The sequence below is a fragment of the Brevibacterium sp. ACRRH genome (assembly GCF_022346365.1).
Taxonomy (GTDB): domain Bacteria; phylum Actinomycetota; class Actinomycetes; order Actinomycetales; family Brevibacteriaceae; genus Brevibacterium; species Brevibacterium paucivorans.
In genome coordinates this window covers 205,294-220,269 of sequence record NZ_JAKRMN010000001.1, presented here as the reverse complement: position 1 = coordinate 220,269, position 14,976 = coordinate 205,294, and the positions used below count along the sequence as shown (strand labels likewise).

General features: G+C 57.4%; 14 protein-coding genes. 7 read left to right on the top strand and 7 right to left on the bottom strand.

Features of this window, described 5'->3' with window-relative positions:
* From MHX53_RS01015 to MHX53_RS01005, 3 genes are all read right to left on the bottom strand, one after another.
* Positions 1–717, bottom strand: coding sequence for a hypothetical protein (locus tag MHX53_RS01015; RefSeq protein WP_239270925.1), 717 nt, complete (start codon positions 715–717; stop codon positions 1–3).
* Positions 718–722: 5 nt separating this feature from the next.
* Positions 723–1,325, bottom strand: coding sequence for an FABP family protein (locus MHX53_RS01010; RefSeq protein ID WP_102239026.1), 603 nt, complete (start codon positions 1,323–1,325; stop codon positions 723–725).
* Between the two features lie 193 nt (positions 1,326–1,518).
* Entirely contained in the window at positions 1,519–2,325 is an 807-nt protein-coding gene (locus MHX53_RS01005; RefSeq protein WP_102239025.1) for an ammonia permease, read from the bottom strand.
* Between the two features lie 104 nt (positions 2,326–2,429).
* Between MHX53_RS01005 and MHX53_RS01000 the strand changes: the two genes are divergently transcribed.
* The 7 genes from MHX53_RS01000 (at position 2,430) to pstB (ending at position 9,468) form a co-directional block, all read left to right on the top strand.
* The gene (locus MHX53_RS01000) at positions 2,430–3,155 is read left to right on the top strand and encodes a winged-helix domain-containing protein (protein ID WP_239270924.1); all 726 of its coding nucleotides are present in this window, start codon (positions 2,430–2,432) and stop codon (positions 3,153–3,155) included.
* Positions 3,156–3,167: 12 nt separating this feature from the next.
* Positions 3,168–4,085: a mycothiol synthase gene (gene mshD / locus MHX53_RS00995; RefSeq protein WP_204514950.1), complete on the top strand. Its 918-nt coding sequence runs from the start codon at positions 3,168–3,170 to the stop codon at positions 4,083–4,085.
* Positions 4,082–5,056 carry an NUDIX domain-containing protein gene (locus MHX53_RS00990; RefSeq protein WP_102239022.1) on the top strand — a complete coding sequence of 325 codons (975 nt, stop codon included), beginning with the start codon at positions 4,082–4,084 and terminating at the stop codon, positions 5,054–5,056. The genes mshD and MHX53_RS00990 overlap by 4 nt, the downstream gene beginning before the upstream one ends.
* Before the next feature lie 203 nt (positions 5,057–5,259).
* Positions 5,260–6,351 carry a phosphate ABC transporter substrate-binding protein PstS gene (locus MHX53_RS00985; protein ID WP_102239021.1) on the top strand — a complete coding sequence of 364 codons (1,092 nt, stop codon included), beginning with the start codon at positions 5,260–5,262 and terminating at the stop codon, positions 6,349–6,351.
* A gap of 141 nt (positions 6,352–6,492) precedes the next feature.
* Entirely contained in the window at positions 6,493–7,470 is a 978-nt protein-coding gene (pstC, locus tag MHX53_RS00980) for a phosphate ABC transporter permease subunit PstC (RefSeq protein ID WP_239270923.1), read from the top strand.
* Entirely contained in the window at positions 7,470–8,663 is a 1,194-nt protein-coding gene (gene pstA / locus MHX53_RS00975) for a phosphate ABC transporter permease PstA (protein ID WP_239270922.1), read from the top strand. The genes pstC and pstA overlap by 1 nt, the downstream gene beginning before the upstream one ends.
* A gap of 25 nt (positions 8,664–8,688) precedes the next feature.
* A complete protein-coding gene (gene pstB / locus MHX53_RS00970; protein ID WP_239270921.1) occupies positions 8,689–9,468 on the top strand; it encodes a phosphate ABC transporter ATP-binding protein PstB in 780 nt (259 codons plus the stop codon).
* A 105-nt stretch (positions 9,469–9,573) separates the two neighbouring features.
* Here the strand turns inward: pstB and MHX53_RS00965 are convergent, their stop codons facing one another.
* The 4 genes from MHX53_RS00965 to MHX53_RS00950 form a co-directional block, all read right to left on the bottom strand.
* Positions 9,574–10,194 carry a DNA-3-methyladenine glycosylase I gene (locus MHX53_RS00965; RefSeq protein WP_239270920.1) on the bottom strand — a complete coding sequence of 207 codons (621 nt, stop codon included), beginning with the start codon at positions 10,192–10,194 and terminating at the stop codon, positions 9,574–9,576.
* Positions 10,191–10,670 carry a methylated-DNA--[protein]-cysteine S-methyltransferase gene (locus tag MHX53_RS00960; protein ID WP_239270919.1) on the bottom strand — a complete coding sequence of 160 codons (480 nt, stop codon included), beginning with the start codon at positions 10,668–10,670 and terminating at the stop codon, positions 10,191–10,193. The genes MHX53_RS00965 and MHX53_RS00960 overlap by 4 nt, the downstream gene beginning before the upstream one ends.
* Before the next feature lie 94 nt (positions 10,671–10,764).
* Positions 10,765–13,365 (bottom strand): HNH endonuclease signature motif containing protein, encoded by a 2,601-nt coding sequence (locus MHX53_RS00955; protein WP_239270918.1) that lies wholly within the window; start codon positions 13,363–13,365, stop codon positions 10,765–10,767.
* 805 nt (positions 13,366–14,170) lie between these two features.
* Positions 14,171–14,911: a 3-hydroxyacyl-CoA dehydrogenase gene (locus MHX53_RS00950; RefSeq protein ID WP_239270917.1), complete on the bottom strand. Its 741-nt coding sequence runs from the start codon at positions 14,909–14,911 to the stop codon at positions 14,171–14,173.
* Positions 14,912–14,976 lie beyond the last annotated feature (65 nt).

Below are 14,976 nucleotides of genomic sequence, written 5' to 3'. Positions count from 1 at the left end.
TTATCCCCCAAGTAGATTGCCAAGTTCTTCCAGCCGCTTGGCAATTCCAGGCGGCAGATACTTCTTGATATCCTCCGCGATTGATTCGAGCGGAGCAATTTTGCGATACACCGCATCAAGCATTTCGCGTGCGTCGTGGACCGCGTTATGCACATCCGGCAGCAGGCCTGCCGTGTCAATTCCATGGATGGCTTCCCGTGCTTCTTTAATCACCTTTGCGGCTTCCCGCGCGTCGTCCCACATCGACGGGTTCAAACTGGACAGGTCTGGGTTGCTTTTGAGTGACCCAGAATTGAAGTCGACCACGCCTGACAGTGAAATCATCACGGGGCCTGCCTGGTTGAGCACGTTTTCCATGTGCGTGATGAGTGTGTCGGACGCGTCCACGTTGCGTTTGACCCACGGAATCATGTGCATTTGTTCGATGGGGATGCTGTGCAGGTTGTCTTTTGCCTGCCCCAATTCGTCGCGCGCCTTGTCCAAGTGCCCTTGTGCATTGCCTGGGTCATTGGACAGCGCCTCAATGAATGCGTTCCCCGCTTCCGAGGCGGCCTCGGCATGGCGTGTAACCGCGTTGACGCGCGCTGTTAGCAAGGCAACGAACGCGATGATCGCCACCAGAATGACGACGATGACGAATGCGAAACCCCGCAGACCCGATCTCTTACGGGGGCCTGGTTTCTTGCGAGGTTTGTATACCTTGGTTGGGGCTGTCACGCGGTTCAGGCGACTTTTTTCAACCGTGCTGATGCGTGCGATGCGAGTTCGTGGCCGTTAGCTGCCATGTCCCATGCCCACAAAAGGTCGCCTTCGACCAGGCCGTACATGCGGGTTGAGGCCTTGTAGTCCTTCGACGTGCGGGTGCGGGCAACCACGTCGGTGGACAAGTCGATGCGTGGACCGTTGATGCGGCCCGCGTACAGCTCGGTCAGACCGTGCGGATGGACCAGCGAAACTTCAAGATCAAAGTCGCCGTCGCTGTTGCGCAGAGCGTCAACAGCTTCCGCGTTGGTGTACTTCGAGTCTTCGCTAGGCGGGATGAGGCCGGGGCCCACATCAGAGTTGTCGCGGTCGCGCACCAGCTGCCAGATCCCGGTTTCTACGCTGAGTGTGTCAGCGATTTTGCCGTCGTCACCCAGAAGCCACGACTGCGCCGTGTACAGCAGGTACGGCGCCGAGGTGGGAGCAACAAAGTCGATACGTTGCCCGAACTGTGTGTCTGGGGTGTCACCGTAACCGACGACACCCACGCCTTCCCACGAGCCGATAAGCCACGCGAGTGGGACAAGTTCGGGCTTGAGGTCAGTTGGAATTTCGACTGGCATACGGAGGCTTAGCGACGCGACTTGAACAGGTTCGCGATGACCTTAACGGCAATACCAAGAGTGCCGAGTCCGGCCAGAGCGACCAGAACAGTAAAGACAGTTTCAAGAACCACAAAGTTATCCATGCTCATAGTGTACCGCTTTGCCTCTACCAGCTCCCATCGGAGCTATGTGCCGGGTCATGTACTGGCTCTCACCCGAACCAGATGACGGCCCACGCGGGCAGGCGGTGCACGGCATAAACCGCGACACCGGAAAGCGCGATCGGAGCCGCCCCCAGTGCCAACTGGACGCCCCACGTACGTGCCTTTGTGACACCTCGGGCTTCATTGAGCGAGGTCGCCTGGAAGCGAGCGCGCGCAATCAACCCCAAAATACGGTCCGTTGCCGAAACAATCACGCCCAACACCATTCCGAACACCAAGGAGACCACCACGCTCACAGTGGGCAGCGGGTGGAACACGTGCGCGATCCCTGCACCCGCAACACCGGCGGCCACGGCCAGGGGCGAGGTGTATCGGGCTGGCCACGGGAGTGCAGTCGCGCACTGGGCTAAGAAGATCGCGGCGAGTCCGATGTAAATGGCCGAATGATTACCTGGCAGACGCAGGCTTGCGATCCACGTACATGCGGACAACGTGATGACGATCCCAGCCACTTGCGCCGAGACGTTCGCAACCGCGTGTGATGCCTCGATGCCCCGCGCAAGGTGCTGAACAAAAGACCAGAGCAGCCCCAGACCCGCCAGCACCGGGAGCCACTCCAGGTACGGGGGCGCGACCGCGAGCCAGGTGGCAAGCATGCCTGCGAAGCCAAACCCGCCCAAAGTGAAGCTTGTGGTCCACGGCTGAGGTGAGTCGGTGAGCCGCGGCCACCCAAATGCGAAAACAAACACCAACATTCCGGAGGCAAAAGCGATAGGGCCGTACCCCAATGACGACGTCACCGCCAGGGTCACACCTAGACCCAGGGCAACGAGCACGCTAATCCACCGTTCCATACGCCCCATGTTGCCACGTCAGCGGTACCACGTCACAGACGGCACGATCAGAACCCGCAGACCACACATATAATTTCCATCAACCAAACGAGCAAAGGGGAAAAGTGCGAATCCTCGTGATAGAGGCCTCAGGTGCCACGGCTCTTCCAGCCCTGCGCCTACTGCCACACACCATCACGACGAGCTCACCCGCAATGTCTGATCTCATCACCATAGACCCCGGCTCGTTCGAGATCGCCGTCGTCGACGCGACTAGCGACCTCACCATCGCCCCCATCATTTCCACACGGTTGAAAACGGCGGGTTTTGACGGCCCCACGATCGTCGTGCTCACCGACGGCGGCTTTTCTGTCGCACAGGAGTCATGGAACGTGACTGACGTTGTGAGCGCGAACGCACAACCGGCAGAAATCGATGCGCGCCTCCGTTTGGCCTACGCGCGAGCACCCCAAACTCGCCAACCGGACGTGGCTGATCCGGTGAGGGATACCTCGGCGAGGGAACCCATCACGCGGCACGGCAAGCTGACAGTCAACCACGACAACTTCACCGTGACGGTGGGGAACCGCAACGTGAGCCTCACCTACCGCGAGTTCGAACTGCTGTATCACCTGGTCACCCACCCCAACCGCGCATTCACGCGCGCCCAGTTGGTCACGCATGTGTGGGGCGAAGCGTATTTGGGCGGAACCCGGACCGTCGACGTGCATGTGCGGAGGTTGCGGGCAAAGCTCGGGCCGGAGTTTGCGCACGCGATTAGTACAGTAAGAAGCGTGGGCTATATGTTTAGCTCAGACGAGCCAGTAGCTCAACTGTCAGATCGCGACTGAGAAAGGACCCGCGTGTCACACACACGTGAGATGAAAGTGGACGACAGCGTCCGCGAACTCCTGCGCGAAGTGACCGCTCATGACCACGTGGCGCCGCTGTCTGACGGTGTCCTCGGTGCGCTTGATCAGGTTGGCGACTCTGGGACGCACGCGCCTGTCTCCCTTGGGCTTGTCTTTGAGGGCCGGTTGGCAGGGTTTGGCGCGGTTGTTGACCAGGGCGAACGTAGTGCCGTGGAAATGTGTGTGGCGCAGGAGTTCCGCGGCCGAGGTGGCGGCCGGCTTCTTGCTGAAGATCTCCGCGCGCGTGCCCGTGAGGCGGGTGTTTTGGCGCGCACGTGGGCGTGGTCCCACGGCGACCACCCAGCCGCCCAGACGCTAGCCGATTCGTTTGGATACTCACGTGAACGAGTCCTGTTGCAGCTGTCGACGAAGACGGTGGCAGAGGGGCTTGCTGTTCCGGACGTGCGCGTGCCCGAGGGCGTTGAAATCCGTACCTACCAACCTGGTGATGAAGTGCGGTGGCGCGAAATCAACAACGCTGCGTTTAGTTGGCACCCCGAACAGGGCAACCAGAGCGCGCAGGACTACGCGAAGATTGTGGAAGACCCTGGTTTTGATCCAGCTTCCGTTTTCTTTGCGGTTCAGAATGGTGAGGTTGTGGGTTTCCATCACACGAAGATTCACACTACCCACCCCAGTGGGCTCACCATGGGTGAGGTTTACGTCATTGGAGTGGACCCGCAGGTCCACTCGCGTGGCCTGGGTACGGCCTTGATGATTGCGGGCATGCGACACCTTATAGATAGTGGAGTGGACGCGATTGAGTTGTACGTCGAGTCTGACAACGACTCAGCACTCCATGTGTATAGGAAGCTGGGGTTTGTGAACGAAATCCGCCACATAAGCTACGCACCTCAGGAACACACGTGAGCCCCACCCCCGTTTCCAACGCAGGCGAATCCGCACGGCTGAACGCCGATGTGCTGGCAGCTGGTGCCGTGCTGTGGCGCAAAGCCGGTGGTCGTCTTGAAGTGCTTCTGGTACACCGGCCCAAATACGACGACTGGGCGTGGCCAAAAGGCAAAGTCGAAAAAGGCGAAACGCTACCCGAATGCGCGATCCGAGAAATTGAAGAAGAAACCGGATACCGAGTGACGCTTGGACTCCCCTTGCCGCCAGCCCGGTACACGGTGGGAAAGAAACTTTCCAAGCACGTCGAATACTGGGCGGCGCACGTCGAAACGGAAGCACCACCTCGGCCTGCTAATCCAAAAGAAATTGACAAGGCTGTGTGGTTGCCCATCGAAGATGCACGGAACAAGCTCACTCGTTTTTCTGACCGCGAGCAGCTTGACCGGCTGGAGCAGGCGCACCAGACGGGTAGCTTGTACGGGTTTCCAGTGATCATCGTGCGTCATGGGAAGGCGTTTCCCCGTTCCAAGTGGCACGAGACAGAACAGTTGCGGCCGTTGTTGGGTCTGGGAACGCGCCAGTCTTTAGCGCTGACTGGACTTTTGGACGCGTGGGAGCCCAGGCGTTTGATCTCCAGTCCGTGGAAACGGTGCGTGGCCACACTCAAACCGTATTCCGCGTCTACGGGGCGGAATATCAAAACCATTAAATGGCTCAGCGAAAAGAACAATTCAAATAAGCCTGAAAAGACAAAGCAGGCGCTAGAAAAGATCATTGCGAAAGAACAGGCGGTTGCGATTTGCACCCACCGGCCTGTTTTGCCGACGGTTTTTCGCACGCTCGCATCCTTTGCGCCTACGGGGCTTGCCGAAAAGCTCCCAAGTGAAGACCCGTACATGAACCCCGGCGAGATTCTGATTGCTTATTTCCGCCCGGGGCCCGTGCCACGGATTGTTGAGGTGGAGAGGTACCGGCCTATTGACACCTAGGGTGCGCACCCAGGACCCTCATCAGCACTCCTGCCAGATTCGCTAATGCCTCGTTGTGATGAAAAAGTAACCAAGATCTCAACTTTTTCTAAGCGAATTAACCCCCCGTTAACCTGAACTGATACTTGCGTAAACCATGGACTTTTAACGTTGAGTTGCACGTGGGGAACTTCCCCAACTCGAACAGACCGAAAGGTATCCTCGTGAAGCTCAAGCGTTTCGCACCTGCCGCAGCAATTCTGGCTGCTGGCGCACTGACCCTGTCCGCTTGCGGTGGCTCCTCTGACAACGGAGACAAGGGCGGCGACAACGGTGGCGACAAGGCCGTATCCGGCACCCTGATCGGTGGTGGCGCTTCCTCGCAGGAAGCTGCTATGACCGCTTGGGCCGAAGGCGTTAAGGCTGACAACCCTGAACTCTCCGTCAACTACGACCCAGTTGGTTCCGGTTCCGGACGTAAAGGTTTCCTGGGTAGCCAGTACTCCTTCGCTGGTTCCGACGCAGCTCTGAAGGACGAAGAGCTCGAAGAAGCAAAGAAGGTTTGCGGTGACGGTGGTCCTTTCCACGTTCCTGCTTACATCTCCCCAATTGCAGTTGCTTACAACCTGCCTGACGTTGACGAAGTTAAGCTCGACGCAGAAACCATCGCTAAGATCTTCGCTGGCGAAATCAAGAAGTGGAACGACGACGCAATCGCAAAGCAGAACGAAGGCGTTGAACTTCCTGACATGGACATCGTTCCTGTCCACCGTGCAGACGACTCCGGTACCACTGAAAACTTCACCGCTTACCTCACCGAAGCTGCTGGTGACGCTTGGAAGCCAGGCGAAATCGAAACCTGGCCAAAGGAACTCGGTGGCGAATCTGCACAGCAGACCTCCGGTGTTGTTTCGCTGACCCAGCAGAAGGAAGGTGCGATCACCTACGCTGACGCTTCACAGGTTGGTGAACTCGGAACCGTTTCCGTCAAGGTCGGTGAAGAATACGTTCCTTACTCAGCAGAAGCTGCTGCGAAGATGGTTGACGCTTCCAAGCCTGGCGAAGCTGGCGCTATCGAACTCGACCGTAAGAGCGAAGAATCGGGTGTTTACCCAATCGTTCTGGTTTCCTACCACATCTACTGCAAGCAGTACCAGGACCAGGAAACCGCTGACCTGGCAAAGGCATTCGCTTCCTACGTAGTGTCCGAAAAGGGCCAGAAGGACGCAGAAGCTGCTGCAGGTAACGCTCCTATCTCGCAGACCACTCGCGACGCTGCGATGAAGGAAATCGACGCTATCACTGCTCAGGGCTAATTGCTTGAGCCTTAAGAGCATGAGCTGAAAGGACAGCCACCGGACCCGTTGTCTGGGTCTGGTGGCTGTTCTATGCACACACCTTTTCACACATATCCACTAGCGGGACTTACCCGCTTTCGTTTAATTTAGGGATTTATTGTGAGCCATACTACTGCGGAGCCACAGGACAAGAAGGCTCCCTCGGTCACCAAGTCGGCGCGTGGTGGCGCGGCTGGAGACAAGGTCTTCTCTGGCCTTGCGCTGGTTGCCGGTGCCATCATTCTTCTGGTCCTCGCGTTCGTTGCAATCTTCCTGGTAGTCGAGTCCCTTCCAGCACTGTGGCCAAAGGTCTTTTCGAACCAAGACAGCATCGTCAGTGCGGACAACTTCTTCCAGTACGTCTGGCCGCTTATGGCTGGAACGCTCATCGCATCGGCAATTGCACTTCTTATTGCTACCCCGATCGCGGTGGGAGTCGCTCTCTTCATTTCGCACTACGCACCTAGTAAAATCGCAACTCCGGTTGGGTACGTCATCGACTTGCTCGCTGCGATTCCTTCTGTTGTCTACGGTGCGTGGGGTATGACATTCCTCGCTTCTTCGCTGGTCCCTGCGTATGCGTGGCTCAACAAGTACTTGGGCTGGATCCCACTGTTCGGCGGTGAAGCCTCGAACACCGGTCGTACGATCCTCACATCTGGAATCGTTCTTGCGGTCATGATTCTGCCCATCATTACGTCGCTGTGTCGTGAAATCTTCGTCCAGACACCTAAATTGCACGAAGAAGCTGCGTTGGCGCTTGGCGCTACGCGATGGGAAATGATCCGTATGACGGTGTTCCCATTCGCGCGCGCCGGTATCATTTCGTCCATCATGCTTGGGCTTGGGCGTGCGCTCGGTGAAACCATGGCTGTGACCCTGGTGCTTTCGCCCGGTATCTTCTCGCTCAGCCTCATTTCGTCCGGACACAACGCAACTATCCCGTCAGAAATTGCTCTGAACTTCCCAGAAGCGTTCGGAATGCGCCAGAACGAACTGATTGCAGCTGGTTTGATGCTGTTCATCATCACCCTGGTCGTCAACATGCTTGCGCGCTGGATCGTCAGCCGCCACAAAGAATTCTCGGGGGCTAACTAATGTCGAAAAACACTGAGACAAACACTGACACCAAGACCGAGGCGCCTAAGACTCTTGCGCGCAAGGGTAAGCAGAAGAACTCTTTGACCGCTGGTCAGAAGCCGTCATGGATCTGGCTTGCTGTTCTGGCTGGCGCTGCGGTTGTGGGGCTTGCATGGACGTTCTTGGTCCAGCACACGTTCTCCATTGTTGGCTTCGCAATTATCACCGCGATTGCGTACATCATCGGAATGTACATCGTGACGTTCGCGATGGAGAACCGTCGTCGCGCAGCAGACGGGCTCTGGAAAAACCTCGTGTGGGCGACGTTCATCATTGCGCTCCTCCCACTGGTTTCCGTGCTGTGGACCGTGGTAGCAAACGGTCTACCAAGCCTGCTCCGCAACCCAGCGATGCTCTTCCAAGACATGGATGGGGTCACGGGTGCGACTGACCAGCAGACCGCTCAGGGTGGACCACTCATGGGTGGTTTCGCACACGGTCTGGTAGGTACGCTCATGATTACCCTGCTTGCCACCATTATTTCGGTGCCTGTGGGGCTCATGACCTCGATCTACCTGGTTGAGTACGGTAAAGGAAAGCTGTTCTCGCGTGCGATCACGTTCTTCGTGGACGTTATGACCGGTATTCCGTCGATTGTTGCGGGTCTGTTCGCGTTCGCTGTGTTCCAGCTGTTCATCACGACGTTCATTGGAACGAGCCCGGCTAAGCTGCAGCTGGTCAAGATGGGCTTCACGGCGGCGATCGCGCTGTCGATCCTCATGATCCCGGTTGTAGTGCGTTCGACGGAAGAAATGTTGCGCGTTGTTCCGAACGAATTGCGCGAAGCGTCCTATGCACTGGGTGTTCGTAAGTGGCGCACCATTGTGAAGGTTGTTCTTCCTACCTCAATCTCGGGTATCGCTTCTGGTGTGACGCTGGCAATTGCCCGTGTTACCGGTGAAACCGCACCGATCCTGGTGACCGCAGGTTACATTGCAGCAACCAACTGGAATGTGTTCAACGGATGGATGACTGCCCTTCCTGTGTACATTTACCGTCAGCTCGTCAACCCAACTGCACCAGCAGCACCGGACCCATCGATCGCACGTGCATGGGCAGCGGCTTTGGTCCTGATCGTCATCGTGATGCTCTTGAACCTGGTCGCTCGTATTATCGCCAAGGCGTTCGCCCCTAAGAAGACCGGTCGCTAAGGCCGCAAAGAAGAAGGAAACACTTATGTCAAAGCGCATCCAAGCCATTGACCTAGACGTCTACTACGGCAACTTCCTTGCGGTAGAGAAGGTCAACATCGACATTGCACCTCGTAGCGTCACCGCATTCATCGGTCCTTCCGGTTGCGGTAAGACCACGTTCCTCCGCACAATCAACCGTATGCACGAAGTGCTTCCTGGTGCTCGTGCAGAGGGTCAGATTCTGCTGGACAACGAAGACATTTACGGACCTGGCGTGGACCCTGTTGTGGTTCGCACCATGGTGGGTATGGTGTTCCAGCGCCCTAACCCATTCCCTACGATGTCGATTCGTGAAAACGTGCTGGCAGGTTACAAGCTCAATGGAACTCGTCTGAGCTCGCAGCGTGCGAACGAAATCGTTGAGCGTTCGCTCACTGGTGCAAACCTGTGGAACGAAGTGAAGGACCGTCTGGACCGCCCAGGTTCTGGTCTCTCTGGTGGTCAGCAGCAGCGTCTGTGCATTGCTCGCACGATTGCTGTTGAGCCAGATGTGATCCTCATGGACGAGCCTTGTTCAGCTCTTGACCCGATTTCGACCTTGGCTGTTGAGGATCTGATTAACGACCTCAAGGAACAGTTCACGGTTGTGATCGTGACCCACAACATGCAGCAGGCTGCACGTGTGGCTGACAAGACCGCGTTCTTCAACATTGCGGGAACCGGTAAGCCAGGTCACCTCATTGAATACGATGACACCTCGGTCATCTTCTCGAACCCCTCGCACGAGGAGACCCAGAACTACATTTCTGGTCGCTTCGGATAATCCCGGATGCACGAACGAGGGCCGCACCTGTGACGGGTGCGGCCCTTCGTGTTTCTGGATGCCGTGTGTTGTTCCAGAGTGTTGTTGCTCCTAACTGCTGTTGGTTTATGAGCAGTCCGGTTTATATGCTCCTGGCACGTGTGTGTCCACAATTCCCACGGCTTCCATGAGAGCGAACATGGTGGTGGGGCCCACGAATCGGAAGCCTCGTTTGCGCAGTGCTTTCGCGAGTGCGTGGGACTCCGGTGAGGTGGTCGGGATTTCGCTCACTGTCTGCGGGGGTGTCCACGAGTCCGGCCGGAACGACCACACAAGGTCAGCCAGTCCCCCGCTGTCGCGAAGTTGCAGAGTTGCGCGCGCGTTGTTGATTGTGGCGTCGATTTTTGCCCGGTTGCGCACGATTCGAGTATCTGCCATTAGGCGAGCTCGGTCGGTGTCGTCGAAACTGGCAACGACCTCGGGGGTGAAACCGGCGAACGCCTCCCGGAACGCGGGCCGCTTCTTCAGGATCGTCTCCCACGAGAGTCCCGCCTGGAAAGCTTCAAGGGACAGCCGTTCGAAGATGCCGGTTTCATCGGTGACGGGCACGCCCCATTCGTGGTCGTAGTAGTCACGAAGAAGCGGGTCATGCGCGGCCCATGGCGGGCGTGCCAGTCCGTCTGTACCTACTATGAGGCCACGGGCGGTGGCGGCGGCGCGGCTGAGTGAGGTGGCGCTGTCGGTCACTGTTCGAGTTCCAATAGCGTACGTTTCATGTCCAGGCCGCCCGCGTAGCCGCCGAGTGACCCGTCCGACCGGAGTACCCGGTGGCACGGAATGACGATGGGCACCGGGTTTGTGGCACACGCCGAGCCCACGGCGCGCACCGCGCGGGGCCGGCCTACCGCCTCGGCGACTTGAGTGTACGTGCGCGTTTCCCCGTACGGGATTGTCACGAGGTGTTCCAGCACGGCCCGCCTGAAATCGGTGGTTTCGCTGATGTCTATGTTCATGTCGAACGTGGTTCGCTGGCCGCTGAAGTACTCGTCGAATTGCTGGGTGATGGCGCCGAGGTGTTCGCCAGTGTCGTGCGTCCCGACTGTTGCCGGGCGGGGCGGTTCGATGTTTTGCCCGGGCAGCCCTACGTTGACGAGCGCACCGTTGCGCGTGACGAGTAGTAGCTCGCCCAGAGGTGTTGGGTGGGTGCAGTAGTTAAGTGTCATTGCGCTCCTGCCGTAGGTACGGGCTTGGTGGATGGTTCAACAGTACGTCAGTACAGCTAACTAAAAGGGCTCGAATCAGAATCGTGGTGGCAACTCAGAACGGTGGTGGTTCTTCGCTGGGCTGCCATGGTCGGGTGTCACTGTTGATCACCTCCCCTGCTAGCGCGTACTCGTCAGCAACCTCACGGGGGTAGGTCTTGCCAGTGTGTTCGTTGGCCCGCCCTGAAATTGGAGCAGTCCGGGGTTCAGGGTCGTTTGTGGCCGTGGCAGGGGTGCGTGCCGTCTCAGGTTCAGAGCGGCGTGCAGTTTGGTGTTCTGTTGCTAGGTAGTTGTTGATGGTGTGGCTGATGTCTTGGTCACCGGTATCGAAGTACTCGATTAACCGCTCATACTGAAGTTGGTTGATCCGGGATTCTGGCGGGTAGACCAGCATCGCACCAATCCTGGGCAGCACCCACGCCAAGGAACCATCATCCATCCTGTCGACACGTAATCGTTTCTGAGTTTTCTCTTGATGATGCCGCTTACACAGCGGATGCAAATTCTCCATCACCGTCAACCCACCATTCTCGGGATCCTTGTGGTTGAACGGTTCGATATGGTCCTTCTCACACACCCTGGCAGGGACCGCACACCACGGAGCACTGCAATCAGGATGCCTAGCCTCAACCATGCGCTTCAAAGCCGCGGGTATGTAATACTTCGTCGGCGCAGATTCCAGGACTACCCCGGTTTGGGGGTCGGTGAACATCCGGTACACCCACTTCGCCCGCGTAATCACCCGATCAGCAGTCTTCGTGTCTAATGGCACCCGGTTATTCATCATCACCGGAACCCGCACATCTGGGTCCACCTTGACTGGCAGCCCATAATCAAGCTCACTACCAGCACCCACAGGCTCGCTGGCACTCACGGGTTCCTCAGTGTTCAAGAACTTTTCGGAGTTTAGGGTTTCTTCACTACCCGGTGGCACACCTGTCCCCTGGTTCCCGGACATCGGCTCGTCATAACCCGGCGAGACCCCAACTCCTGGTGGCGCACTACTCCCCTGGTATGTGAATGCTTGTTCGCTGTTTACCGGTGTTCCAGAGTTTTGTCGCACAGGTATTTGTTCTTCAGGTCTCTGTTCTTTAACCCTGTGCCTGTGGACCTCTTGGCCAGTTCCGGGTCTGTGTTGTTCGTTTTGGTCGGGGTTTTGTTCTTGGTTTGGTGGTGGGTTGTTCATGAGGAAGTGCAGTACCGGGACTGTGAGGTTAATGCTGGCTTGGGATTTGAGCCATTCTTCTTTTTCAGGCATGGACACGCACAACTCAAGCTCATACACGTCCTCAGCCTGACGGGCTTCACACTTCTCAGCCCACACAGAACCAGAATCTCCCGGACCAGAAGCACCAGCGCCAAACCCGTCAGTTGCGGAACCGCCGTTTGCATCAGCAACGTTTGCGTCCTTGCCAGTGGCGTTCCCGCCCTGGGCATGCGCGCCTGGAGCGTTTTCGGTTTGGATTGGGGTGCCGTTTTCGAGGATCACTTCAGCATCATCCGCACCCGGGCTATCTGGCCTGGTGTGGATGACTCTAATCGGCGCCTGTTTGCCTGTCCGGGTCACTCGGACACGAAGTGTCGTTGAGGGTTTGGCGCCGGTGATTAGGTCCAGGGTGAGTTGGTCCATGAGCCGGTCATCATCAACCTCAACCCTGCCCAGGTCACCCACACGTACTTCAGAAACGTCCCCGTTGTCTTCAGTGATGAACAGGGCTTGTTGTTCATCCGTCAACGTGGCAGTGAACGGTTCTATGTGGTTCGCCATGATTGCTCTGGCAGTCCCGCGTACACGCTGGTAAAACGCTTCCATCTCCAACACAGGACCGGTAAGACTCAACGTGGCTGTCCCGTCATCATTGACCCAATACGACACTGACCGGTTACGGTGAGCGTTCGCAGCCCTGGTTTCAGGGGTGGTGAGCATGGCGAGCACTTCAGTGACATGCCGTTTAAAGGTTTTCCATGACACGTCCACACGCTTACTGGTGAGCAGTTCATCAAACACCGGGATACACACCCCAGCACGACCGGCCCTGCCAGCCGTATAAAGAAGCCGGTCAAACCCGATCACACCCTGTTTCGCTAACGACCAGAGTTTGGGCATGAGCACCACAGCCGTCATGATCTTCCGCACCTGGGTCACCACCTGGGCACGCGTACAATCCAAGATTTTCGCCAACACCCCTTCTGTCGGAGTCGGTAGTTCCTCTGGTACGCGTTCGACACTGGCAACCGTGCACACTTCACCCGAAGGCAGGGCCACACACGCCACCACATCGTCAATACCAACAGTGGCGCGCGGACCATCCGCAGAAACAACCCCAGCGCCCGCATGAGAAGCAACAGTCACCGGCCCGAAAGCAGAAGACGAACCCGAAGCTGAGTGTGAAACCTTACCCGCGTTGAAGTTTTGTCCTGCTTTCCCGTTAGTGACCAGTGGGCCTGCTCCCGGGTTGGAGGTGAATACTGCGTGCATGCCGTCAGTGAAATCATCCACCGGCGTTACGTGGGCGCTGATCAACGCAGCGACTGCTTCGGCTTGTTTCACGCGTGCTTCGTCCATGAGTCGTGTGGTGGTTTTGACTGTTTCGAATAGCTCAACAGCCGGCCCGTCGTACATGTCGTTGTGCTGGTCGTGGATTGTTGTGGTCATGTGGTTTCACCTCCTTGCGTGTTTCTATTCTATTTGTGTTCGAATGTGTGAGTCAAGGGTTTTGTTCGTTTTGTTTCGATTTATTTTCGAACGAGTGTTCAGTCAAAGAAGCCACACGCGTTCAGTTGGGTATCCAAAAGCATTCAGCTGAAGACACCACAAGCGCTCTGCCGTGGCGACGAACGGCGCTGAGTTGTGGTGACGACAAGCGAACAGGCATGGGCACGACGAACGCCCAGTTGCGGGCGCGAAAAGCGTTCAGTGAAACGCATTCAGCTATGGACACCGCAGACGACGCTCGCTTGTGTAGGTGACGGTCACGATAGATCAGCGCTACAAGACATATGCCAGCGCGCAGGACACTCGACTCTTACAGCCGATCGCGCTTCGCCAGCAACACCCTCATGTAAGTCAAAGGATGTGCACAGTCGCGAGCCGAGTTTAATACTCAAAAAGTGTGTACAGCAGGGACCTGTTGCCCAGCAATCCGTAGGGCAACAGGCGGTTATACATGCTCCACCAACTATGCCGCGCACCATATCGCGATCAACTTCCCACAGACCCGGCACCTGCTACGAAAATCCCGGGAACACACGCGCATAGCCCCAAGCATGACGGCGCAAAACGAGCAAAACTGCGCAATATAATGCGCTGCATCACTCACCTTGTGTTGTCTGGACATGAAATTCCTGGGCAGGTTTATCAGGCGGCAGGTGAAGAAAAACGGAAACCCAGGTGCCACCTCGGCGCACATAAAAAAGAGGGCAGGCAACCTTGCGGTCACCTGCCCATATACGCTGTCGGTTTAGCGTGGCGCCATGCGGATAGCACCGTCAAGGCGAATCACTTCACCGTTAAGCATGCGGTTCTCCACGATGTGCGTCACCAGGTTGGCGTATTCGCTCGGCCGGCCCAGGCGCTGCGGGAACGGAACCTGCTTGCCCAGCGACTCCTGTGCCGCTTCAGGCAGTCCCGCCAACATTGGAGTGAGGAACAACCCAGGCGCAATCGTGACGACGCGGATCCCCACACTCGCCAAGTCACGGGCAATAGGCAACGTAATCCCGGCAACGCCTCCCTTAGAAGCAGAGTACGCAGCCTGACCAATCTGGCCCTCGAACGCCGCAACCGACGCAGTGTTCACAATCACGCCACGCTCACCATCTTCGCCCGGCTCATTCTGCGACATCGCCCAGGACGCCAAGCGAATTGCGTTAAACGTACCAATGAGGTTGACGTTCACAACCTTGGCGAACGATTCGAGGTCGTGCGGCCCCTTGGAGCTCACGGTTTTCTGCGCGGTTCCGATCCCAGCACAGTTGACCAGCCCTGCCAGGTTTCCGTCGGCATTGGCCTTGTCCACCAGCGCTGAAACACTGTCAGGGCTCGTCACATCAGTTTCGACGAACTCAGCACCAGTCGGCGCTTCGCCCTTGAGGTCGGCGATGAACACGCGAGCGCCTCGCTCAATCAGCGCCTCAGTCGTGGCAGCGCCCAGACCAGACCCGCCTCCTGTCACAATGAGAGTCTTGTTAGCAAACTGCACAGTGGTTTCCTTTCGTAAACTTTTTTGGCTGTTGGAATCTGCTCGCCTGCTGACGTATTCCCTAC

Excerpts from the sequence above, each read along its gene's own strand:
- pstB (WP_239270921.1), top strand. The coding sequence starts at position 8,689 with ATGTCAAAGCGCATCCAAGCCATTGACCTAGACGTCTACTACGGCAAC.
- MHX53_RS00955 (WP_239270918.1), bottom strand. The coding sequence starts at position 13,365 with ATGACCACAACAATCCACGACCAGCACAACGACATGTACGACGGGCCG.
- MHX53_RS01010 (WP_102239026.1), bottom strand. The coding sequence starts at position 1,325 with ATGCCAGTCGAAATTCCAACTGACCTCAAGCCCGAACTTGTCCCACTC.
- pstA (WP_239270922.1), top strand. The coding sequence starts at position 7,470 with ATGTCGAAAAACACTGAGACAAACACTGACACCAAGACCGAGGCGCCT.
- MHX53_RS01005 (WP_102239025.1), bottom strand. The coding sequence starts at position 2,325 with ATGGAACGGTGGATTAGCGTGCTCGTTGCCCTGGGTCTAGGTGTGACC.
- MHX53_RS00960 (WP_239270919.1), bottom strand. The coding sequence starts at position 10,670 with ATGACACTTAACTACTGCACCCACCCAACACCTCTGGGCGAGCTACTA.